The 22,251-nt window shown below is 60.1% G+C and carries 22 protein-coding genes and 1 pseudogene; 10 read left to right on the top strand and 13 right to left on the bottom strand.

Features of this window, described 5'->3' with window-relative positions; translation table 11 throughout:
* Window positions 1–61 precede the first annotated feature (61 nt).
* The gene (locus WFH23_RS05955) at window positions 62–421 is read left to right on the top strand and encodes a DUF7882 family protein (RefSeq protein WP_336661900.1); all 360 of its coding nucleotides are present in this window, start codon (window positions 62–64) and stop codon (window positions 419–421) included.
* Between the two features lie 24 nt (window positions 422–445).
* On the opposite strand, the gene WFH23_RS05960 is transcribed toward WFH23_RS05955, so the two are convergent.
* The 8 genes from WFH23_RS05960 to WFH23_RS05995 all read right to left on the bottom strand — a co-directional run bounded on the left by WFH23_RS05960 (window position 446) and on the right by WFH23_RS05995 (window position 5,609).
* Window positions 446–1,099: a DUF2382 domain-containing protein gene (locus tag WFH23_RS05960; RefSeq protein WP_336661901.1), complete on the bottom strand. Its 654-nt coding sequence runs from the start codon at window positions 1,097–1,099 to the stop codon at window positions 446–448.
* Between the two features lie 45 nt (window positions 1,100–1,144).
* Window positions 1,145–1,780: a hypothetical protein gene (locus tag WFH23_RS05965; protein WP_336661902.1), complete on the bottom strand. Its 636-nt coding sequence runs from the start codon at window positions 1,778–1,780 to the stop codon at window positions 1,145–1,147.
* A gap of 239 nt (window positions 1,781–2,019) precedes the next feature.
* Window positions 2,020–2,295 carry a response regulator transcription factor gene (locus WFH23_RS05970; protein WP_336661931.1) on the bottom strand — a complete coding sequence of 92 codons (276 nt, stop codon included), beginning with the start codon at window positions 2,293–2,295 and terminating at the stop codon, window positions 2,020–2,022.
* Window positions 2,296–2,379: 84 nt separating this feature from the next.
* Window positions 2,380–3,093 carry an SDR family NAD(P)-dependent oxidoreductase gene (locus WFH23_RS05975; protein WP_336661903.1) on the bottom strand — a complete coding sequence of 238 codons (714 nt, stop codon included), beginning with the start codon at window positions 3,091–3,093 and terminating at the stop codon, window positions 2,380–2,382.
* Between the two features lie 37 nt (window positions 3,094–3,130).
* Window positions 3,131–3,562, bottom strand: coding sequence for a GNAT family N-acetyltransferase (locus WFH23_RS05980; RefSeq protein WP_336661904.1), 432 nt, complete (start codon window positions 3,560–3,562; stop codon window positions 3,131–3,133).
* Window positions 3,563–3,724: 162 nt separating this feature from the next.
* Window positions 3,725–4,423 (bottom strand): hypothetical protein, encoded by a 699-nt coding sequence (locus WFH23_RS05985; RefSeq protein WP_336661905.1) that lies wholly within the window; start codon window positions 4,421–4,423, stop codon window positions 3,725–3,727.
* Window positions 4,424–4,838: 415 nt separating this feature from the next.
* The gene (locus tag WFH23_RS05990; RefSeq protein WP_336661906.1) at window positions 4,839–5,168 is read right to left on the bottom strand and encodes a DUF7882 family protein; all 330 of its coding nucleotides are present in this window, start codon (window positions 5,166–5,168) and stop codon (window positions 4,839–4,841) included.
* A gap of 96 nt (window positions 5,169–5,264) precedes the next feature.
* The gene (locus WFH23_RS05995) at window positions 5,265–5,609 is read right to left on the bottom strand and encodes a DUF7882 family protein (protein ID WP_336661907.1); all 345 of its coding nucleotides are present in this window, start codon (window positions 5,607–5,609) and stop codon (window positions 5,265–5,267) included.
* A 363-nt stretch (window positions 5,610–5,972) separates the two neighbouring features.
* Between WFH23_RS05995 and WFH23_RS06000 the strand changes: the two genes are divergently transcribed.
* The 6 genes from WFH23_RS06000 (at window position 5,973) to WFH23_RS06025 (ending at window position 13,194) form a co-directional block, all read left to right on the top strand.
* Window positions 5,973–7,448 (top strand): polysaccharide biosynthesis tyrosine autokinase, encoded by a 1,476-nt coding sequence (locus tag WFH23_RS06000; protein WP_336661908.1) that lies wholly within the window; start codon window positions 5,973–5,975, stop codon window positions 7,446–7,448.
* Window positions 7,445–8,071, top strand: a complete 627-nt coding sequence (locus WFH23_RS06005; RefSeq protein WP_336661909.1) for an arsenate reductase/protein-tyrosine-phosphatase family protein — start codon at window positions 7,445–7,447, stop codon at window positions 8,069–8,071. The genes WFH23_RS06000 and WFH23_RS06005 overlap by 4 nt, the downstream gene beginning before the upstream one ends.
* A 252-nt stretch (window positions 8,072–8,323) precedes the next feature.
* Entirely contained in the window at window positions 8,324–9,049 is a 726-nt protein-coding gene (locus tag WFH23_RS06010) for a hypothetical protein (protein ID WP_336661910.1), read from the top strand.
* Window positions 9,040–10,482 carry a sugar transferase gene (locus tag WFH23_RS06015; RefSeq protein ID WP_336661911.1) on the top strand — a complete coding sequence of 481 codons (1,443 nt, stop codon included), beginning with the start codon at window positions 9,040–9,042 and terminating at the stop codon, window positions 10,480–10,482. Before WFH23_RS06010 ends, WFH23_RS06015 begins: the two co-directional genes overlap by 10 nt.
* 84 nt (window positions 10,483–10,566) lie before the next feature.
* Complete coding sequence (locus tag WFH23_RS06020) at window positions 10,567–11,874, top strand: UDP-glucose dehydrogenase family protein (RefSeq protein ID WP_336661932.1); 1,308 nt, start codon at window positions 10,567–10,569, stop codon at window positions 11,872–11,874.
* A 66-nt stretch (window positions 11,875–11,940) separates the two neighbouring features.
* Entirely contained in the window at window positions 11,941–13,194 is a 1,254-nt protein-coding gene (locus WFH23_RS06025) for a nucleotide sugar dehydrogenase (RefSeq protein WP_336661912.1), read from the top strand.
* A 30-nt stretch (window positions 13,195–13,224) separates the two neighbouring features.
* On the opposite strand, the gene WFH23_RS06030 is transcribed toward WFH23_RS06025, so the two are convergent.
* From WFH23_RS06030 to WFH23_RS06045, 4 genes are read right to left on the bottom strand one after another with little or no spacing between them, the layout of a single operon-like run.
* Window positions 13,225–14,385: a lipopolysaccharide biosynthesis protein gene (locus tag WFH23_RS06030; protein WP_336661913.1), complete on the bottom strand. Its 1,161-nt coding sequence runs from the start codon at window positions 14,383–14,385 to the stop codon at window positions 13,225–13,227.
* A 21-nt stretch (window positions 14,386–14,406) separates the two neighbouring features.
* Entirely contained in the window at window positions 14,407–15,291 is an 885-nt protein-coding gene (locus WFH23_RS06035) for a glycosyltransferase family 2 protein (RefSeq protein WP_336661914.1), read from the bottom strand.
* The gene (locus tag WFH23_RS06040) at window positions 15,291–16,196 is read right to left on the bottom strand and encodes a glycosyltransferase family 2 protein (RefSeq protein WP_336661915.1); all 906 of its coding nucleotides are present in this window, start codon (window positions 16,194–16,196) and stop codon (window positions 15,291–15,293) included. Before WFH23_RS06040 ends, WFH23_RS06035 begins: the two co-directional genes overlap by 1 nt.
* A gap of 30 nt (window positions 16,197–16,226) precedes the next feature.
* Entirely contained in the window at window positions 16,227–17,498 is a 1,272-nt protein-coding gene (locus WFH23_RS06045; protein ID WP_336661916.1) for an O-antigen ligase family protein, read from the bottom strand.
* A 196-nt stretch (window positions 17,499–17,694) separates the two neighbouring features.
* Here WFH23_RS06045 and WFH23_RS06050 point away from each other — a divergent pair.
* Window positions 17,695–18,850 (top strand): annotated as a pseudogene (locus WFH23_RS06050) (IS3 family transposase).
* Between the two features lie 45 nt (window positions 18,851–18,895).
* On the opposite strand, the gene WFH23_RS06055 reads toward WFH23_RS06050, so the two are convergent.
* Window positions 18,896–19,645 (bottom strand): CPBP family intramembrane glutamic endopeptidase, encoded by a 750-nt coding sequence (locus tag WFH23_RS06055; protein ID WP_336661917.1) that lies wholly within the window; start codon window positions 19,643–19,645, stop codon window positions 18,896–18,898.
* 45 nt (window positions 19,646–19,690) lie between these two features.
* Here WFH23_RS06055 and WFH23_RS06060 point away from each other — a divergent pair, with 45 nt between their 5' ends.
* On the top strand, window positions 19,691–21,481 hold the full coding sequence (locus WFH23_RS06060; protein WP_336661918.1) for a DUF4012 domain-containing protein: 1,791 nt from the start codon (window positions 19,691–19,693) through the stop codon (window positions 21,479–21,481).
* 91 nt (window positions 21,482–21,572) lie between these two features.
* Window positions 21,573–22,154 carry a hypothetical protein gene (locus tag WFH23_RS06065; protein ID WP_336661919.1) on the top strand — a complete coding sequence of 194 codons (582 nt, stop codon included), beginning with the start codon at window positions 21,573–21,575 and terminating at the stop codon, window positions 22,152–22,154.
* Window positions 22,155–22,251: the final 97 nt, after the last annotated feature.

Raw genomic sequence — 22,251 nt, forward strand, 5'->3', positions numbered from 1 at the left:
CTGAAAGCACTGCTCGGCTGTTGCGCGCAGTCTCACGTTCACGGGAAAGGACCATCGCCAGGTGGGATCGATTCAGTACGACGGTCTGATCACGCAGTTCGAGGATCGTCTGCTCACGCACCTGCAGATCGTCATCGTGCAGAAGCTCATGCGGGAGGAGTCGTTCTTGATGTCATGGAAGGACGGCACGAGCGCGGGCAGCGGACGAACTGCGATTTGGATCTCTCCCCAGACCACTCTCACCTTCAAGTTCTCGGAAAGCCGCGTGCCGGAAGTCAACAGGGAGTGGTTGCAGCGCCTGGCAGAGTCTGCGAGCGCGACGACGGGTCTGATCGTGACAACGGAAGACGGCGCCCTCGCCATCGCAGATGCGACCGACGATCAGTACCCCGGGACGTTCCGGAAGTACCGCGAACGCTGATCTCCGCCGTTGCGCACGCCAGAGCTAGCGATTCCTGCCGGGTGCCTCGTCTCGGTCGTCCGTTCCGGTCTCTTCGTGCGCACTCGTCTCGGCGACGTCCGGGCGCTCTGATCCGGTTTCCGATCCGAGCGAGTCCGCCGCGGGCACTCGCTCCACTCGGATCTCCTCGTGACGCACGGGAACAGTGATGGTCTGCTGCTCGGTGATCACGTATTTGCGCAACCGAACGCGGCTCCTGGAAACGTCATTCTCAGACCGGTTCCGGCGCGCTTCCTGCTGCGTCCCCGGATCCTCGTCACTCCCGGGCGCCTGACTCCTACCGGGAGCCTGGGCGTCGTCTGCTGCAGTGTGATCGTGCTCGTTCCCCGTCTTCCCGCGGTAGTAGTCCCACAGTCGATCGTGCTCGCCGTCGGAGAGCGCGCCGTCCGCGTCGATCCTAGGCGCGTCCTTCACCGTGGCCTTGTCATACGCCACGCGCAGGGAGTCGCCGTCGAAACTCGCGTCCCGCAGTGGGACGAAAGACTCGGATGTTCCGAAGAGGCCGGTCGCGACGCTCACGAACAGTGGCTGCTGATCGTCTTGGTCGACGAACACCTGCTTCACGCTGCCGATCTTGTCTCCGTCGACGTCGAAGACGTTCGCGTCGAACATGCCGTTGATGGAGGTGGAATCGATCATGGGTGCATTCCTCTCAGTCTGTGGTGCATCGGTGACGTGCTGAACTCATCGTCCGAGACCGATATGGTCGACCTTCCGGTGGTATCGCATCCCCGAGACGCCGCCGAGGATTGCTCCGCCCAGACTGACGACGACGAGCACAACCGCGGTGATGATGCCGGTGGCCGTCAGAGTGCCCTCATCGATCGGAATGCGGGGAAACCCGTTGAGGTTTCCGAGGACGTTGAACTGGGAACCGGCGATCGCCGTGAGTATTGCGACGAGGATCGCGATGACGATGGCCCACACCCACACGGCGACGCCCTGTTTCGCGCCGGAGAATCGGGCCATGCGTCCGGCGACGTACCCGCCGCAGAAGTAGGCCACGAAGAGGATCACGGCGAGCACAATCGCTCCGATGATCCCGACCGTGTCAGCGTTCGAGGTGAGATCCTCGGCAGCCGCCTGCGCATCCCCGTCCGCAGCCCCGAGCCCGACTCCTGCGCCGACTGCGCTGAGAATCGCGGTCAGCAGAACTGCTGTTCCCATCGCGGTGAGCCAGCCGAAGAAGGCGGAACCCCACTTGATTCCCCCGAATTGCTGCTTCTCCCGATCGAGAACCTCTTCTCGGCGGGTCGGGCCTCGCTCCGCCGCAACAGCAGCGTGGTTTCCCGAAGATTCAGAATTGTGCTCAGTGTTCATTTCCGTGCTCCTGCCCTCGTCGTCAGTGCGGGATCGACCCTCTCCATGTGGGGGCCCGGCACCAGGCTCCCCCGACTTTCCTCTCCGCGCGCGGGGGTTGACCTCTGGCAATGCGGTGAGAAAATAGCCCTTGGCGACGGGGCTTGCAGGGCGCGCTCGTCGCCGCGTTGGAGAGACTCTCGAGGGAATCAGGTTTTTGCGCGACAGATCGTCGATCAGCTCATGCAGCGGAAGGCCGGTCAGGACGCCCCGTGATCGCTGTCGGCGAGCACATCGGAGGTGCCCGTCTCGACGGACTGCTCGGTGCGGATGAGGTGATGGAACAACGCCACTGCGAGTGCCTCGTCCCGGCTACTCGTCCCCAACTTGCGGTAGAGGCTCCGCAGCTGCGACTTCACGGTGTTCGCGGAAACGTAGAGCTCGGCGGCGATCCCGCTCACGGACGGATTCCTCGACAACGCTTCGAGCACAGCGAACTCCCTCGGTGTGAGCGACGGGAGCGACCGGGAGAGCAGGAGAGACTCGGGAGCACCCTCGCCCGCCGCAGCACCGAGACGAGCTGCTGCACGACGGCGTCTCTGCGTGCAGCCAGACGTAGGTCATAGGCCGCCGGAAACGCGCAGCGTGGCCCCCGTGGTGTATCCGGCTTCTTCCGACAGCAGCCACGCGACCGCCCCGGCAACTTCGACGGGCTCACCGGCCCGACCCCAGGGAATCGAAGCAGCGACTTTCGCCGGCCGTTGAGGGTCTTGGTGAAAGTCCGTCCAGATGGTTCCGGGCTCGACGCAGTTGACTCGGACACCTTGGGCAGCGAGCTCTTTCGAGAGTCCTACCGTGAGGGCAGCAGTACCCGCTTTTGCCGCCGCGTAATGCACGTAGGTACCGGGGCTGCCGAGTGTGGCCGCCGCTGAGCCGATGAGAACGATTGAGCCTCGCGTGCCCGTCAGCCTCGAAATAGCCGCGCGCGCCGTCAGAACTGCGCCGAGGAGGTTGATTTCCAGGTCTTTCTTGAGGTCTGCGGGGTCGAGATCGACGAGAGCTCCGACGGCCCAGACCTCGCCTGCGGCGGCGACAAGGCCCGTGAGCGGACCGAGCTCCTGGCCGGCATCAAGAAATTCTTCGATGGACTTCGGGTCCGTAATGTCGACGCGAGCCGTTGCCGCTTCGCACCCTAAGCTGCGGATGCGCTCGGCGACTTTCGAAGCTGCGTCCTCGTTGCTTCGATACCCGATGAGGACATCGTGCCCGTCGACGGCGACGCGTTCCGCGATGGCCGCACCGATGCCGCGCGACCCGCCCGTTATTGCGATCATTGCACCCCTCCGAAGCTGTGGCTCGGTCCGCTTCGACTCACGATGCGGTCAGATCCTTACTGAACGTCAGGGCGGTAGTGGTCCACCCGAGCTTTTCGTAAGCGGCGTGAGCGACTTCGCGGCTCATCTGAGAACTCAAACTGGCCTGTGCGGCACCGTTCTCCCGCGCCCAGTCTTCGAAGACTGACACAAGCCGCCGCGCGATGCCCTGACCACGTGCGCGTTCGTCGACCACGAGCGCTGAGAGGCGCGCTACGAACCCGTCTCGTTCAATGCACCGACTGAGAGCTCCAACCAACAAGCCCACCGTTTTCGCGTCGCCCTCCGCGATCCAGCATCCGACACGCGAATCCGAGAGGAGAGACGCGACGCGCTGACGGATCGCTTCTTCGGTGGACGGATAACCGAGCTGATCGAGAAGTGGAACGAGAGCCGCGGAGTCTTCGATCTCGAGCTGGCGAACAATCATTCATCGAGCTTAGTAGACCCACTAGTCCGTGTTCGTGAGGAGCGATCATGGATGGTCGTTGGCCGGTAATCGCAGGCGAGGTGTTCCTGGCGGAGCAAAGAAGCAGCTTACGCACCTTCGAATTCGGTAACGATGCATCCGTGACCGCCCGTTCGCGCGGCGCTACTCCATGCCTTCGAGCAATTCGGAGAGGTTGTTCGGCGTCGCGCCGGAAGCCTCGGCGAGTTCGCCGAAGCGCGCATCAGAGGCCGTGTTCGCTGCGTCGCCCGCGTCCGTGAAGAGCGAAAGGTACTCCGCGTCGCCCCCGGTCTCCTCGACCGACTGCACGCGGATGAGCCAACACGTTGCATCCGGCGTGAAGCCCTCATGAACGTCCCACGCGATTGCAAGCGCGCCGATGCAGACGGTATTGGCATCGAGGAGTTCGTTGACCGTAGCGTCCTCGTGCACCAGCGCCAACTCGAAGAGATCGGCCATCGTGTGCGTGGGTGAGATGCTCGCGTCCTTGGAGAGGAACTCGTCCGCGACCTCGCGGTGCTCTTCGCAGAGGAACCGTGCGGCGAGCCAGGTAATGGCCGGATCCTCGAGTTCCGATGCGGCAGCCGCGTCGTCCGCCCGCTTGCAGGCGTCGAGCCCCATGCCCACCACGGTCTCTCGCATCGTCGGGTCGGCATCGTCCCACGCCGTCGGCTCGACGGAAGCCCAGGAGGACGAGGGATCGAGGCTTGCGACCATCGGGGCCATCAGCATGACATTGTCGAAGAACTGCTGCTGAGCTGCAGCATCCCCACGCTTGTCTGGAGCACTGGACTCAGCGGGGGCGCCCGGAGCATTGCCGTCGGTCGTGAAACTCGGAAGCAATCCGCATCCGCTCAGCACCAAGGATCCAGCAATCGCTGCACTGGCAGCCAGCGCTGACCATGTCCGCTGTGATCGTGAATTCGACACTGCGACGTTCCTCACTCTTCGGCGATCCGCGGCCTCGAGAACCTCGGACATGCTCTGGCCTGATGCCTGCACTCTATCGCGGCCGGGATCACCGGTCGCGATAGTCACGGGACGCGGTGATCGAATCAGTCATTCCTGGCGCTGAAATGCGAAACGACCCCACGCGTGAATAGCTGAGTCCTTCGGGAGAGGTCAAGCCCCTTCGTGGACTGCGTCCACCGTTTCAAGATGTTCGCGTCGTCCCGGATCTCCGTGTACCCCATACCTGTGACTGGGAACGACACAGCCGCCCCTCTCAGAACCACGGGAGGGGCGGCTTTCTTCGACGTCAGATCACGTCGGGGTTTTGCTTGGCGAAGCGCTCTGCTTCCTCCTCGGAGATCGCGGTCAGGCCGCGCGGGGTGTACGCGAGCGCGTTGAGCGCGCGTATCCACACCTTGCTGAGCTCTGCCTCCTTGCTCCCCGAGAAGTGGAACGCCACAGTGCCGTAGGGAGACATCCAGAGAGACACCCGTCCGCCTCCTTGATCATGCGGCTTGTGCCAGCTGAGAAAGAAGCTCTCCTGCTTCTTGAGCTTCTGCCCGATGACGAACTTCAGGTGCGCTAACAACCTGTCTTCGAGTTCGTACTGCCGTCCGCCGTGTATCAAGTTCCCCATATTCGGCAGTCTGTCAAACAAAACAGACGGTGGTAGAGGTTGCTTTCCACCGCAGAGTGTGCAGCCCCGAAAACCAGCCGCGGTCGCGACTTGGGATCACATGTCGCCCGGGTAATGGGTCGTGTTTGGCGCTTCGGCGATGGCCAACGAGCCGTCCTCTTCGGTGACTACCAGGCCGGTGCTCGCGTTCGCCGATTCGCCCAAACGTTCCAACCATTCCTTGTTGACGTCGGGCATGACATGCTCCATGAATGTGAAGGTGAGTGGTATCTGTGGTGAGAGCCAGACCGATGTACGCCCATCGCCACTGCTCTGGCCAGCCTTCCAGGACATCAAAAAACTCTCCTCGCGCATCAGCTTCTGCACGATGACGATCTGCATGTGTGTCAGCAACTCGTCGTTGAAGTGCGTGGTGATTCCGTCGTATCGAATAGAGCCCATGGTGGTCGTCCTTCCGTTGACGTTGTTCGACCACTCGGGTGCGAGTAAGCCAGACCTCTAGGGAAGCACGCTCGCCGCTCGTAGGCACAGACCTTGACAGTCGGCGGAAGCTGCCCGAAACGACGAGAAGGTCCCTGCGGCATCCCACGGACTCGGGACCGAGTAAGTAGCGCACCTATCTCACGTTGACGTCGGACTCGTCGTCAAACGTAGGCTTCAGCTGCCCCGAACTCGAAGATCGGCGATGCGCCAGCGAAACCTGCACCGAGTACAACCTCGCCGCCCCCTGCGCGCTTTCCGTATGATAGCTTTTTCCCGTTAGTCAACTATGGCCGGGCGGCCGACAACCGGGGGTCATTGGTAATGGAGCTGCGCGACTATGTTCGTATCCTGCATAAGAATTGGATACTCATTGTCGCAATAGCCCTCCTCGGCCTGTGCGGCGGAGCCGTGGCATCGATTCTGACCACTCCTCAGTACGAGGCGAGCACGCAGCTGTACGTCTCCGTGCGTAACGAGACGCAGGCCTCGGGCGACCTCGTGCAAGGCTCGAATTTCGCACGTCAGAGCGTGCAAAGCTACGTCAATATTGTTGGCACCGAGAGCGTGCTCGGACCCGTGGTCGAGGAACTGGGGCTCACCGAGACATCCGCCTCGCTCGCGAAGCGAGTTGCGGCGAGCACGCCGCTCAACACTTCGCTCGTTGACGTGACCGTCACAGATGACGACCCCGTGCAGGCTGCAGAGATCGCGAACGCCGTTGGCGCGAGCTTCTCGAACCTCGTGCAAGATCAGCTGGAGGTGATCGAGAGTGCCGACGCGGTGAGCCCGGTGAAGATGACCATGGTGCAGCCCGCGACCGTTCCGGAAGCTCCGGTCAGCCCGCGCGTTCCCATGAATTTGGCGCTCGGTGCGCTCGTCGGCCTCGCACTCGGTGTCGGCATCTCTGTGCTGCGCACCGTGCTCGACACGCGTATCCACTCGCTCCACGACATCGAGCAGCTCACCGATGCACCCATGCTCGGTGGCATCGCTTACGATGAGGATGCCTCTTCCCGCCCCCTGATCGTGCATGCCGACCCGCGCAACCCTCGCGCCGAGTCCTTCCGCAAGCTGCGCACGAACCTGCAGTTCCTCGCGGTGAGCGCGGATTCTGACGTGCGCGGTCGCAGCTTCGTAGTCTCTTCGGCTGGCCCCGGTGAGGGCAAGAGCACGACGACTGCGAACCTCGCCATCGCACTCACGGAGTCGGGCGCTCGGGTAGCGCTCATCGATGCCGACCTGCGGCTTCCGAAGATCGCAGACTATATGGGTCTCGAGGGCGGCGCGGGCCTCAGCGATGTGCTGATCGGGCGGGCCCAGCCGACCGACGTACTGCAACGTTGGGGATCGAGCCAGCTGTTCGTCCTGCCCGCCGGCCGCATTCCCCCGAACCCGAGCGAGTTGCTCGGGTCGAAGGCGATGACCAACCTGCTCGACCTGCTGCACACGCACTTCGACTACGTGCTCATCGATTCTCCGCCGCTGCTGCTCGTCACCGATGCGGCCGTCGTTGCGAAGCACACGAACGGCGTGATCCTCGTCGCCTCTTCGGGAGCGACTCGCAAGCCCGAGTTTGAGATGGCCGTCAAGACGCTCGAGGCCGCAGGGGGCCAGCTGCGAGGTTTCATCGTCACCATGCTTCCGACCAAGGGGCCCGACAGCTACGGCTACGGATACGGATACGGCTCATACTACGGAGCGGGCACGGCAGCGGTGCCGGACGACGTGGAGCAGAGCGATCAACCCTTTGGCACGAAGCAGCAGTCCCCTGCCCCCGAGAGCGAGTCTGCACAATGAGCTTCGACCTCTTCGACGAGACGGTACCCCCAGGGCCTCTGCACATTCTCACCGTGTGCACGGGCAATGTGTGCCGTTCGCCGCTCGTCGAGGTGCTGCTGCGGCAGGTGCTGCGCGGGCTGCCCGTCTCTGTGACGAGCGCCGGAACAGCGGCGTTGGTCGGCGATGCGATGACCCCGCAGAACCAGCGCATCGCAGACGAGCTCGGCATCGCAGATGGCGCATCGCACCGCGCGCGTCAGGTGACGCGAGACATGCTTGAAGCTGCAGACTTGGTGCTGGCGCTCACGCGAGAGCACCGCCGCGCAGTGGTCGAGCTCTGCCCGCGAGCCGCAAAGAAAGCCTTCACTCTGCGCGAGTTCGCGCGCCTCGCAGATGCCGAAGAGAGCATGTTCTTCGTTGAGGAGTCGGGAGACGCCGGCGCAGCGATGCGGGCGGCGATCACCGAGATCGCAGGTCGGCGCGGCGTGGTCCCACCACCGAGAAGTGTCGCAGACGACGACGTGGTCGACCCGTATCGACAATCAGACGACGTCTACGCTGCCTCGCGCGAGCAGATTGTTCCAGCCGTCAATTCCACTGCGCGGGCGCTTCGTCGCGCTGTGTCTTCTCAAGGGAGTTGAGCGCAGATGGCCCGATTCTCGCGCTCCCGTTCCCGACGCGTCGGCCCCCGCCCAGCGCGCTCGCGATCGCGCACGTTTGCCTTGATCGGCTTGAGCTTCATCGCACTGGCCACCCTCATACTCGTTGCTGTGGCGCTACTCAGTCGACCTGTACCGTCGACGGTAACGCTTCCTGAGCCAACCACTCCGAGCGCACCTGCCGCGCCTTCGCCCACGCCGAGCCCGGCGGACACCGTGGAAAGCCCTCCCACCGTGCGCACCGCAGTACAACCCATGCGGCTGCTGGCGGCTGATGCCGCGTCGGGCGCCCTACTGCGCGCTGAGATCAGCGCCTGCGATGTGCCAGAAACCGAGGCCGAACTCGAAGTGAGTTTTGATCGGGGGTCGTCATGGAACGCGTCGAACCTGACCAGAATCGACGCCGCAGAGCTGCGGCAACTCAATCTGAGCAATTCAGACGCCCAGCTCGTATACCTCGATGAGGAGTGCGCTCCCCTCGTCGCGATTTCTTCCTCCGCAGGGGCCGAATGGGCACCGAGCGACGCATCAGCCAGCGCTTGGTATCTCGTCTCGCCCGGTGGACCCGCTGCAATCACCCCGAGCGGTGAGGTCGAGCTCCCATGCTCCGCCGTCGCGTTGTCGGCTTCCACGGAACGCGGGGTGGCGTTGTGTGCGGATGAGACCATCACGCTCTCAACCGACGCAGGCGCTTCGTGGTCGGAGCCGGTGGCGGTTCGAGGGGCAAGCGCCGTGGGGATGGACGACGATGGCTTCCTCGTAGCCAGCGCAAACGAGCCCGGATGCTCAGGCGTTCAGGTACGCACCGTCGAAGACGACGTCACCGGCGAGCCTGGGCAGTGCATCGAGATCGACGCGGAGCCCGGCACGATTGCCGTGACCGGTGCAGCCGGCTCCTGGTTCGTGTGGGCGGGCGACAGCTTCTTCAGGTCGGATGACGGGGGTGCTTCATGGGCCTGAGTGCTCGGGCGTGGGAGAAGAGATACGGGCGCAAGCTCCTCATCACCGACAGCGCTGTGGTGGTCGCCACCGTGTTCACCGTGCAGATCGCACGTTTCGGGTTCACGCCAGAAGAACTCGCGGTGCGACTCACGCAAGAAACCAGTTTCATGCTGACGTACACGCTCGTCTCGGTCGTGCTGATCATCGCCTGGCTCGCGGCGCTCGCGATCGGTGACTCTCGAGACCCCAAGATCTTCGGATCGGGTCCGGCTGAATACAAGCGGGTGGTGAACCTGACGCTGTTGACCTTCGGCGTCTTCGCGATCGTCTCGTACGTGGCTCGCGCTCAGGTCGGTCGCGGCTTCCTCCTCTTCGCGCTGCCCGTGGGGCTCGTACTGCTGCTCGTTTCGCGATGGTTGTGGCGCAAGCGCCTCCACCGGCAGCGCAGGCTCGGTCGTCACATCTATCGCACCTTAATTGTCGGTGACCGCGCAAAGAGCGCCCACGTCGCCAAGCAGATCATGCGCGATCGCTTCGTCGGCTTCGGTCTTGTCGGTGCTGTGACCTCTCGCGGTTCCCAGACCGAGCTCGTTCCAGGCCTCGACGTCGTAGCGAGCTACGACGACCTGATGACAACAATCGACGCCATGAAGATCGATGCGGTCATCATGACAAGCGCCGACGCGATCAGTCCAACTCGCAAACGCGAGATCGGCTGGGAGCTTGAGTCGCGCAAGATCGACCTCGTCGTGGCATCGGCGCTCACCGACATCGCCGGCCCCCGCATTCACATGCGCCAGGTCTCGGGGCTTCCCCTCATTCACGTGGAGCACCCCAAGTTCGTCGGCCGCAAACTTTTCGCGAAGCGGATGTTCGACATCCTGGGTTCAGGAGCGCTCCTTTTGGCCCTTTCGCCGGTGTTTCTCATCACTGCTGTCGCTGTGAAGCTCGGTAGCCAGGGACCAGTTTTCTACGCACAGCAGCGAATTGGGCTTCATGGCAGCACTTTTCCGATGTACAAGTTTCGGTCGATGGTTCAGGGGGCTGATGATCAGCTTCAGTCATTGCTAGATCTGCAAGGTACTGCGGATCAGCCCCTGCATAAGGTAGCCAACGACCCCCGGATCACGAGAGTGGGCCATTTTATTCGAAAGTATTCAATTGATGAGCTTCCGCAGTTGGTGAATGTGATCTTGGGCAGCATGAGCCTAGTCGGCCCGCGCCCTCAGCGGGACGCAGAAGTCGCCCTCTATGCAAAGGACCACTACAGAAGGCTTCTCGTGAAACCAGGGGTGTCGGGACTTTGGCAAGTAAGCGGCAGGAGCAATATGGAATGGGAGGATGCAATCCGCCTTGACCTCTATTACGTAGAGAACTGGTCGATGACAGGCGACTTCTTGATTCTTATGAAGACTGTTCGAGCAGTTGTAAAACCTTACGGTGCGGTGTAAATCGCGTCAGCAATGGTCGCTGCGCCCCGCTGGATTCGAGCACCACAAACGAAACGTCAACATCGTCATTTAGGGAAGAAGATCGTGCGAATATCAGTTATCGGATGCGGATACTTGGGAATGGTCCACGCCGCAGCGATGGCATCAATTGGACACCACGTTGTCGCGGTGGATATCAGCGTTGACAAGGTCGCGTCCCTCAGTGCGGGCATAGCGCCAATTTTCGAACCCGGGCTAGATGAACTATTAGCCGAGGGATTGAGCGCGGGACGGCTTCGTTTCGTGACTGACATGAAGGCTGTGGAGCCATGCGACATACATTTTCTTGCAGTAGGAACACCGCAAAAAACAGCGGAAATGAGCGCCGATCTGAACTATCTTCATGAAGCGGTGAGGGAGCTGTTGCCGCATCTTCGAGAGGGAACCCTTGTCGTGGGCAAGTCGACCGTACCTGTTGGGACCGCTAAGGACCTTGAGCTTCACATAAATGGTCGAGGGGCGACTTTATTGTGGAACCCCGAGTTCCTTAGAGAAGGTTGGGCGGTGAGTGACACGCTTAACCCTGACCGTATAGTGGTCGGAACTTCAGACCCCGTAAAAGCCAAGAGCCACATAAAGAAACTTCGCAGCCTGTACTCTTCTGTTCCACCGCAGACCCCCTTCCTAGTCACCAATTTTGCGACCGCAGAGCTTGTTAAGGGAGCGGCAAATGCATTTCTCGCGACAAAAATCTCCTTTATTAATGCGATGGCTGAAATCGCTGACGCGTCTGGCGCGGACGTTACGGAGCTAGCCGATGCACTCGGTCACGATAATCGAATCGGAAGACGATTTTTAGGCGCGGGAATAGGATTCGGCGGAGGGTGCCTTCCGAAAGACATCCGAGCTTTCGCCGCTAGAGCCGAGGAACTCGGAAAAGAAGATGCAGTCCGTTTTCTACATGAAGTGGACGCGATCAATCTCCGGCGCCGGGAGAAAGCAGTCGCTCTCATTGACGCGGCTTTACAGGGTGAAGTATCTGGCCGTCGCATCACAATCCTCGGTGCAGCGTTCAAGCCCGGAAGTGATGATATCCGGGATTCACCGGCGCTTCATGCAGCTCTCCGACTACATGAGCTCGGCGCACAAGTTGTTGTTACAGATCCGAAAGCAGTCGCGAACGCTCGACTGGCGAAACCGCAACTAACTTACGAACAGGATCTCAGGCGCGCCTTAAACGGAGCAGATGCGATTCTTCTAGCGACAGAATGGGCCGAATATCGAGAACCGGAGTTGGCTCAGACTGCTGCGAACCTTGTTCATCAAAAGATCGTCGTGGACGGACGAAACTGCCTCAATGTGGAAGCGTGGCGCGATCAGGGATGGCGTTACATCGGAATGGGACGTCCGTAACCGAGATCTGAATTCCCTGAACCGGGTGCCACCGCGAACAAGAATCGTTTTGAAAGGGAGAAATACATGAAATTGGTAGTGGTTGGGCAAGGTTACGTCGGGCTTCCTCTCGCAATGCGCGCAGTCGAAGCGGGACTTCAAGTCGTTGGAGTTGACCTCGACCCCATACGCGTCGCCGCGTTAGAGGCGGGGAGGTCGTATGTAGACGACGTCACAAGCGAAACCCTCGAGGCGGCCCTCAGATCTGGAAATTATTCTGTGAGCTCCGCTTATTCCGCTGCGGAAGGTTTCGACTACGCAGTAATTACTGTACCTACCCCGCTCATCTCGTCGGCACCAGATTTGAGTTTTGTAGAAAGCGCGGCTCAATCACTCGGGCCACTCGTAAGGAGGGGTGCCACGGTAGTCCTTGAATCCACCACATACCCAGGAACAACCGAGGAACTAGTACAGCCTATTCTGGAGGATGCATCCGGGCTTAAGGCCGGCGAAGATTTTTACTTGGGATACAGTCCCGAGAGAATTGATCCGGGAAATCGTGAATACACATTTCGCACCACGCCGAAAATCGTATCGGGAATCAACCTCGCTTCTCTCAACCACGTGGACGATCTCTTCTCCGTGCTCGTCGATCGAACGGTTCGGGTGTCAGGTACTCGGGAAGCGGAGACTGCGAAGCTGCTGGAGAACACATTCCGTCATGTCAATATTGCGCTTGTAAACGAGCTCGCCATGTTTGCTAATGACCTGAAGATTAATGTGTGGGAGACCATTGAGGCAGCTGCCACGAAGCCCTTCGGTTTTATGAAATTTACGCCTGGTCCGGGCGTCGGTGGGCATTGTCTACCGATCGATCCGAGCTATCTGTCCTGGAAAGTAAAAGCCGATCTGGGGCGCGCCTTCCGTTTCGTGGAACTTGCAAATGACGTGAATGACCACATGCCTGAGTACGTGGTTCGCCGCTCCATGACTATGCTGAACGATGATTCTAAGTCGCTTCGTGGATCACACATTCTGCTAGTTGGACTCGCTTATAAGCGAAACTCGAGCGATTTTCGAGAGTCGCCCGCAGCACGAATTATTGAGTTGCTCCACGAGTCTGGTGCCCGAATCTCTGCAGCCGACGATCACATTTCCTCAAGAGATTGGCCGCGGGGCGTTGAGCGAAAAGGTCTATCGGCGGATGCCCTGAAGATGGCAGATCTAGTGCTTCTCGTCACGGACCACTCGAGTATTGATCTCAATCTTCTCAGGGACTCAGAGACGCCCGTTCTCGATACACGCAACAAGGTAAGAGGAACGTCATCCGTGGCGCTTTGACCGTGCCACTGCAGCGTGCTCCATGCGCAATCACGCCCGGGGAAAGCGCATCAAGCTACCGACCCAAAGTGCAACAAACTTCACAGAGAGTGCAGCCCCCATTGCTATTGCGGCGGGCAATGCGCCACCGAAGTGGGCTCCTAAACCAGTCGCGGACAAAGCGAGAAGGGCGAAAATCGATCCATTGATCGCAACAAAACGCTCATATCCATTGGCCTGAAGTATGCTCCCCATGATGGATGATAGCGCGATCGGCCCAATACTAATTAAGAATGCGATAGCGATGGGTTCAGCGTCTTCGTAACCACTGCCGAGTAGGGTTTTAATTAATAATGGAACTACGGGCGCCGTGAAAACTCCCACCACGACCAAGCATCCTGCAGCAACTGCAATGACGTGAGTTGCGCGCCTAGCCTGAAATGATCCTGTTCGAGAAAAGTGAGGTAGAACGACATTTGCCAGAGCACCTGCTACCAGGAGAACAGGTCTCGCTAGACGCGAGCCTGCTGCATAGAGCCCTGCTGCGCCCGGGCCTGCAAACAGAAGCACACTTGTGACATCTAATTCTCGTGCTTGAGAGGACATAACCGATGTCCAATAGGCTCGGGTCTGCGCCAGCAATGAAGAATAGTCGTGTTTACGTGGCAGTCTCAAATCATGCGTTGCCAGCAGGTGGAAAGCTTGGCTAATGGCGCCCGCGGTAAAGATACCCACGGCGAAACCAATAAGGCTGTCGGATAGGGTCAGGCTACCCCAGACCACCGACCCAAAGAGCAGCGTTCTACGGCCCATAAGCAGTCCAGAAGCTAGCGAATTTCGATTGTCGGCGATAAGTATTGCCTGCCACGCGTCGGAGTATTTGTCCAACGATAACCCCAAAGCTGTCAATACAGCCAGCGCGGGGGGCAGTCCGAGCACAATGCCGATTGTGGCGACGATAAACGCGACCACTAGAACGGCCCAGCGAGAGATAACCAGAGCCGTGGAAACTTCCTCAGAATGCCGGTCCAAGGACCGCTGGCGCAGAATAAAAGTTGTCATTCCCAAGTCGCCGACTGCACCTAAGAACAGGCCGGCACCCAACATCCCCGATAAAGGACCAAACTTGTCAGGACCAGCGAATCTAGCCACTAGTAAAAGGGCGAGGGTATAAAGAATGCTCGAGATAACTCTTCCAAGTACGGTCACCACAGCCCGACGCGCGAAAGACACTTAAGAGCCCGTTGTTTTCGATCGCTGATACTCCGCAGTAAGGTTGCCCCTCAATGCCTCGATCATCCCGATCCCCTTAGGAAGATTCGCCAAGCTTGCCCCCCACGGCTCACGTCGCATTAGACGGTAAAGGGCAAGTGGCGATGCCGCAAGAATTCGCACAATTGATGCGATGAATATTAGATGCTTGCTCTTCCCCTTTAGAACAAGCATTCGAGCGCTTACGTTTCCCAAGCGGATATTACGTCGCCACAACCATTTCGCTGTGGCGCGCTCTGCCGGCACTTCCTCATACGCCACCGCTCCATCACACCAGACCATTCGAGACCCGGTAAGTTCCAGCCTCCAAAAGAACTCCGTATCACTCCCTCCGGTTAAAGAGAACAAATTGGAGAATCGAGGCACGTCGAGCATGGCAAGCGCGCTGAGCGTGATCAACACATTGCCTGTAGCAGGCCATCTCGGCTTAGAGCCATCCGAGTAGCGCGGACGCATAAAGAATCCACCATGATCTATCCATCGGGGTACAGTGCGAGGAAGTTCAGAGATTACCGGCCCGAACACGGCACCGGCTCTCGTTTTCTGCTGTATCGCAACTAACGCGCTCAGCCATCCGGGAACAACGTATTCATCATCATCAACAAAAACGATTGCGTCGTAGGAGGAAGACTCGGCAATGCCTCTGTTTCGTGCCGCTGAGATTCCCGGTTCCTTTTCGACGACATATCTCGCCTTTGCCCTTTCGGCCGTCAGAAGAGCGGAACCCAGCGGGTCATTATCGACGACTAGAACTTCGTGCGGATATCCGGCGAGTTCAAGCGATTTCAACAAGCGCTCCAGCATGTGCGGTCGCTTGTAGGTAATAACGACAACCAAAATGTCCATTAGTGCTTCTTCTTCAGATTTGATAGCAGGGATGCAAGCCTGATCGCGCTTCGTCGTGGAACGACTCCCGAAAGCCCAATAATCATTGGCCCAATCTTAGGCAACCTTTTGGCCTTCAGGATTTCCGACAATGTCGCTCGAACACCGGTCGAGGAACGTGAGAGAAGGGCGTAACGTAGAGGCTGCGCAAAAAGGAAATCGACGTAGGTCTGACGCTGCCACTCATCGCGGTTTGCACGAGCCCAATCCAACGAGGGTCTCCATTTAGTGCTAGCTGATATTGACCCCTGGTCGCTCAGCCTATAGATAGTATCCGCACTCTGACACTGATGAAAATCCGCGCCGGCTCTTTGCAGGCGAACCAACCAGTCCCAATCTTGGTGCCTGGGTATTTTCGAATCCCAAGGAACCTCCTTAGCGAAAGTCGTCCGCAAAAATATTGTCGATGTGTGGAAGCTGGTTCTTCCCATTCCGGGTGCGCGATTCAAGAACAAATAGTCTTCAATCCGCTCTCCTCGGACTAGGACGTCGGGGGCAGGATTCTTCGGGACATCTTCAGGACCCCGAACGTGAACGATCCGGCCGCCGATAACGCCATAAGGCGAGGCAACTGCATTGTACAAAGTCAGCTGATTAACCAATTTTTTGGGTAGCCAGTAGTCATCATCATCGAGAAAAGCGACAAATTCCGAATTTGCATTGGCTATACCTAAATTTCGCGCATAGCCAGCACCTTTTCCACCCCCCGTGAAGATAACTTGAGTAGCTCCCTCAGTGAGTTGATTTCTTTTCGCTGTTGCCGGCAAGTCGGCTACTACTATTACTTCTGCTTCAACGGACTCCTGCATCAACGCGCTTCGGATAGCCATCGCCAGTTCCTCGCGAAGGATCGTGGGGATGATCACGGTAACAGTTATCAACTGGGCTTTCCTCATTCAGATTGATCGAGCTCGGATACGCGGAGAAGAATTTTGCCGGACTACTGCACGCGAACGCTTTTGAGGGGGCGCGGAATAAGAGTGTGATATGGCCGCTTGATAGGGCTCTCGCTCCTGCTTCCGCTTCTTCAACCACACGGCCGCGCAGACAACGAGAAACCAATTTATCGAGTCGAGTCGTGAGTCAATCACGTTGTTAAGTGCGAACAACGCAACGACCATGAAGATCCAGATTCGCTCTCTCGACGGAGTCATGACCATTGTTCGCAGCGAGCGGAACAAGCAGTGCGCGGAAAAAAATACTAAGGCGATGGCTCCGATCACGCCCAGTTGCAGCAGCATAGATAGATATCCATTGTGCGAGCTCGGAACAAACCATCCGGTGGCCGATTGAATGATATTCGCCGAAATGCTCGACTCGTCATATGCAGTTGACCAGCCATAACCCAGCCAAGGTCGTTCTTCCCACGCAACGATCGTTGACCGCCAGATCCGGTCTCGACCGGACAATCCAACGTCTTTACCGAAAAGCCCCAAAAAGAAACTTTGGTTGAACCAGGCAATCACGAGTACCGATCCCACCAAGACAGGCGCTAGAAAGGCGCTCAGATGTCGCGAACCAGCATCAGCGCGTGACCATCGCATGAGGACCCAACTACTCACGGCAGCAAAAGCGGCGAGAGCGAGAGCCGACGAGGACTGCGCCATAGCGAGCAGTACCCCGTAAACCGCCATCCAAGAAACCATTCGAATCGCTGCAAATCTGCCTCTGCGCATCAAGATAGATGTCAGCACCCCTACTACGAGAACGGAACCCAAGATGTTCTTGTGGGGGAAAGGGCCCGAAAGTGTACCAGCGTTCGGCCACCGCTGATCGAAAGCGAGATGTGGGCTTACCACCACCATCACGACTGTGATCATCACGACAATGTGACATCCAGCGTTGACGATTGATATGGCCTCACGAGGGGATAGGTAACTGGCGAACACAAGAGCACTGCAAGTACTGAGGCAGAAGATAAAGACCTTGGCGAAAGACTCTGATTCTCCGCCCCAAAGGGGAGAGAGGAGCGCCAACGCAACAAGGAAAAGCGGAACTGGCAATATTCTCACTTCGCGAAAATGGGAAAGCAGCGTCAAAGCAGAAAGGAGGATTCCAGTTGCGATAACTATGTTCCCAGGGACAAAGGTCGGCTGGGGAAGACCTAGAACAGCCCAAACCCCCAAAAGAGCCAGCCACGTCTTTGTGCTAACGCGGTATTTCTGCACCCTCGGAGCCTATCACCTGTCACTTGCCTATTTTGGATCTATGAAATATGTCAAACGTCGAAATGTAGTTACTGCGTAGGCGGGCCGTAGCTTCCAGCGGAACTGAGCAAAAATTTTAGGTCTAATGCACGCTTAGGCGACAGTGTGACCTGCCTACGGCTTCATCTCCAGCTGACGTCGCTACTCGATGGTCTTCATGGAAGGCTCACCGCATGCCGCGCCCGCATTTTCCCGAATCCCCCCCCCCGGAGCCCGTGCCATCACTCTGGTCCGCGAGGGCCGCCAGGTCAAGCAGACCGCGCAGGACTTCGGCGTCCACGAGGCCACCCTACATCTTGGGCCGCGACAGGACGATGTCAGCCATGGCCGCCGGCCGGGACAAAGCAGTCAAGAATCCCCGAGCTCCGCGCGGCGCGCGATCGTGTCCGGCAGCTCGAACAGGAGATCGCGATCCTCCGCCGGGCCGCGACGAGGCTCAATGAGCAGGGAGAAGTCCCTCCGAAAAGGGCGCGCCCGGTGATCGACCGACTCGTCGACGCCGGAGCCCCGTGCACCCCTGGTGTCGCTTGCTGGCGTTTCCCGTCAGGGCTACTACCATTGCTGGACGCGCCCCACCAGCGCCACCGAGCTCCGCCGCCGCTGGCTCACCGGCCTAATCCGCGAGCTCCAAGTTGCCTCTCGCGGCACCTACGGACACCGCCGCATCCACGCCGAGCTCACCTTCGGCATGAACATCTCCTGCTCGAGCCGGCTGGTCTCGGTCGTGATGACTCGCGCGAGAATCGGAGGCATCCCCGGGCCCACCCACATCAAGCGCCTCAAAGGCCTTGCCACAGCCGATGACCTGGTGAGTCGGAAGTCCCATCGCCTCGCTCTGACCGAACTACGGGCACGGACACACCGAGCTCCCATACGTGACGGCAAGATCTACTGCGCCGCAGTGCTCGATGCCTGCAGCCGCAAGATCATCGGCTGGGCCGTCGGCTCTAAACAAGACTCCACTCAGGTGGTGAACGCCATAGACATGGCCACTCGAGCACGGCGACCAGGCCTTGGAGGCATCTCGCACGCCTATCACGGAGTCCATCTTCACCCAGAAGTGCCGCTCCGCCGGCCTGCTGCCATCGTTCGGACCAGTCGGTGACGGCTGAACTATGCGATGATGGAATGGTTCTGGTCGACGATGTAGATCGAGCTGCTGAATCGAAAGAAGTGCAAGCCCGGATCGAGCTGGCGAACGCGATCTTCGTTTACATCGAGGTGTTCTACAATCGTCGCCGCCGGCACTCCTCCCCCACAGCACGTGACACCTCGCAGGCACCCCGCTGCCCCTCACCACCACCGGAAGCTAGCGATCGAGAGTGGAAACCCGGCCATAGGTCAGGTCAAACTGTCGCCTAAACGTGCATCAGGTCCCAGCGTGCCAGCAGGCTGACACTGCCGACGTAGTTGTATACGAGGTGGGTCGCGATAGCAGAGCCGATCGTGCCCCGCAATTGTGCCACGACGCCGCAGGCGACGCTAACAATGAGCAGCACCACGGCAGTTGCTGCGCCCCCGCTCGGAGTCAGCACCAGATGAAAGGCGACGAAGCAGACAGTCGTCAGAGCGATACCGAGTGTCGCAGCCACACCGCGGCCGACACCCAGACCGGACGAAACCCGGGAGAACGCGGGCTGCAAGAGACCTCGGAAGAACACCTCCTCGAAGACGGCAGCTACGAGCGGGAGCGCGAGGGCGGCCATCCAGTAGCTCAAGGGCCGCCCCCCATTCACCACTTCGATGCCAGTACCGCCGAATGGCGAGCGGCCCGAGATCGCCGCTGTAAGCACCACGCCGATCAGCGCAAGCGCAACGCCGCCAAGCAGACCAATGACGATATCGATAGGGCGCACACGCAGGCGCAGGTCGCGCACCAGGCGTCCGCTTCCCTCCTTGCGCACCGCCCAGAGCACGGCGATGACGATCGCAGCCCAGATCGGCAGCACCGAGACGAGCGTCGCGGTGGCGACGGAAAACATGGCACTCGCAGCGAGCATCGCGACCAGCACCCCGACGACCAGAATGATGAGGCTCCGTGCAATCACCCATTCTCCCCAGCGCGGCTCCGTCTGTGAGCCAGGACCGGTAAGGTTCTCTCTGATCATGACGTTTACTCTAGAGTGACCGTGAAGTACGAGGCGAGGAACTCGATGCAGAAGAGCCACCGACGACGGCCCACGCAGCAGCAGCGCACGAGGCGTGCGATTTGGTGGACGGTCGGTGCAGTACTCGGCTTGCTCGTGCTCGCAGGGGCCTGGGTCGGCGTTCGCGCCTGGCTCGCTTACGGCGAGTTGCAGCAGGCCCGAAGCGGCGCGACCGAGCTGCAGCAGCAGTTCAGTGCGGACCCCACGAATATGGGTGGCCAGATCGACGAGCTGGGCGAACATACGCAGCGAGCCGCGGGGCTCACGTCCGACCCGATCTGGCGCGGCGCAGAGCTGCTGCCGTGGGCCGGCAGCAACCTCGAGGCGTTTCGCGTCACCGCCGCGTCCCTCGATACGGTCGTACGCTCGGTCGGTGCGCCGCTCGCCGCAAACGCGGACGCTGTGCATCAGTCGCTGACCTTCGACGGCGGTCGCATGGACCTTGCACCACTCGTCAGCATGCAAGACGCGAGCGCGAGCGCAGATCTGCAGATGAAGCGCGTCACCGCGAACATGAGCCAGATCGACCGAGATGCTCTCGTGCCTCAGCTCGCCGACGCCGTCGACGAATTCACGGAGCTCTTGCAACCCGTCGCTTCAGGGGTCGGCGTCGTGAACGACGTCTCGTCACTGCTGCCCGGCATGCTGGGTTCCGGCGGCTCCCGCGACACGCTCCTGCTGTTCCTCAACAACGCCGAGGTGCGTTCGACCGTCGGCATTCCCGGCGCCCTCGCACTGGTCAACGCCACGGACGGCAAGATCGCACTCGCCCAGCAGGCCTCAAGCAGCGACTTCCCCACCTACGACGAACCGGTCACGCAGCTTCCGGCCGAAATTCGCGGTGTCTACGGCGACAAGCCGGCTCTCTGGATTCAAAACGTCACCATGCTTCCAGAGTTCCCGATGACCGGTGAACTTGCGGCAACCATGTGGGAGCGCAACTTCGGCACGCGCCCCCAAGCGGTGGTCACCATTGATCCGGTCACGCTGTCATACCTGCTCGAGGCCACTGGGCCGATCGAGCTTGCGACGGGCGACGTGCTCACGAGTGAGAACGCGGTCGACCTGCTGCTGCACGAGGTCTACCTGCGCTACGAAGACCCGCGCGCACAAGATGCGTTCTTCGCCGACGCGTCGTCTCGCGTCTTCACTGCGGTGAGCAGCGGCGACTTCGACGCGCAGAAGCTGGTCACCGCGCTGACTCGCGGAGCGCAGGAGGATCGCATCAAGATGTGGAGCAGCGTCGGCGCCGAGCAGTCGGTGATCGCACGCACAGTGCTCGCGGGCACGCTCTCGCACATCGCCGACGAGAACGCGCGGTTCACCATGCAGCTCAACGACGGCACCGGCGCGAAGATGGACTACTACCTGTCGACGAAGGTCGAGATGTCGGGTCAGGCGTGCAGCACGCAAGCCGAGCCCGGCGAGGTCGTCGTGCGATACACCATGACGAACACGGCCCCGGCTGATGCGGGAGAAGCGCTGCCGAAGTACATCACCGGCGGTGGGGCGTTCGACGTCTCACCGGGATCCATCTCGACCGTCGCTCGGCTCTTCGCACCCGAGGGCTACACGCTGCGCAGTCAACAAGTCGATGGGTCGTCGGAGAACGCGGGCGAATCGCTGAGCCTGTTCGACCGATCTCTCGCGCAGTGGAATCCGGTGCTTGCACCTGGGCAGTCGAGCACGTTGGAACTGCTCTACGCCGCCCCGCAACGAAACATTTCCTCGGTCGAGTGGGGGCAAACGCCTACGTTCTACCATGAAGTTCTCAATACGGTTGACTATGGATGCTGATAGTTTGCTAATCTGATTACGGCTGTAGGGGGCATTCTTCGCTTGCTTCCCGATCCATGACGTTCTTAACGACATCTGCAAGGGAAACAACATGAAGAATTCGTTTACTAAGGTTGCGGCCGGCGCCGCACTCGCGGGCGCCGCGCTCCTCACGCTGCCGACCATTGCCAATGCAACCGACTACCCCGACCAGGTCACCTCGTCGGTGTCGCAGACGGCTGGCCTGCAGCCCGGCGACACGGTATCGATCTCGGTGAGCGGTCTAACCCCGAACGAGGGCGTTCAGGTCAGCCTCAACGGTGCGAACGCCGACGGCGGCGGCATTGCACAGGCGATGCTGTTCAAGAGCGCCGACACGCTCGGCCAGACCCTTCTCGCCGACGCCAGCGGCTCGCTGAACATGAACGTGACGCTGCCGGCCAACGGCTACTGCGACTACAACGTGAACGCAGCGCAGGGCGCATGGGCGAAGACCTGGACCCTGAGTCTGCCTGGTGACTGCGGCGCAGGCGCTGGTGCGGCAGCTGCTGCCAACGGCGCTGGCGACGGCGGCCTCGCGGTGACCGGTGGCGACCAGAGCTTCTTGTGGGCCGGCATTGGTGCAGGCGCGCTTGCGCTCGTCGGTGGCGGCCTCGTCGCCGCATCGGCTGCTCGCAAGAAGCGCAACGTCTAACCTGCTTCACCTCGCATCAGCGAGACACACTGCGGCCCCTGCGGCGTCATCACGACGCGGCAGGGGCCGCAGTCCGTTGCAGGTGCCGCAATTTTCT

Origin of the sequence: Leucobacter sp. USHLN154 (assembly GCF_037145595.1) — a bacterium.
GTDB lineage: Bacteria > Actinomycetota > Actinomycetes > Actinomycetales > Microbacteriaceae > Leucobacter > Leucobacter alluvii.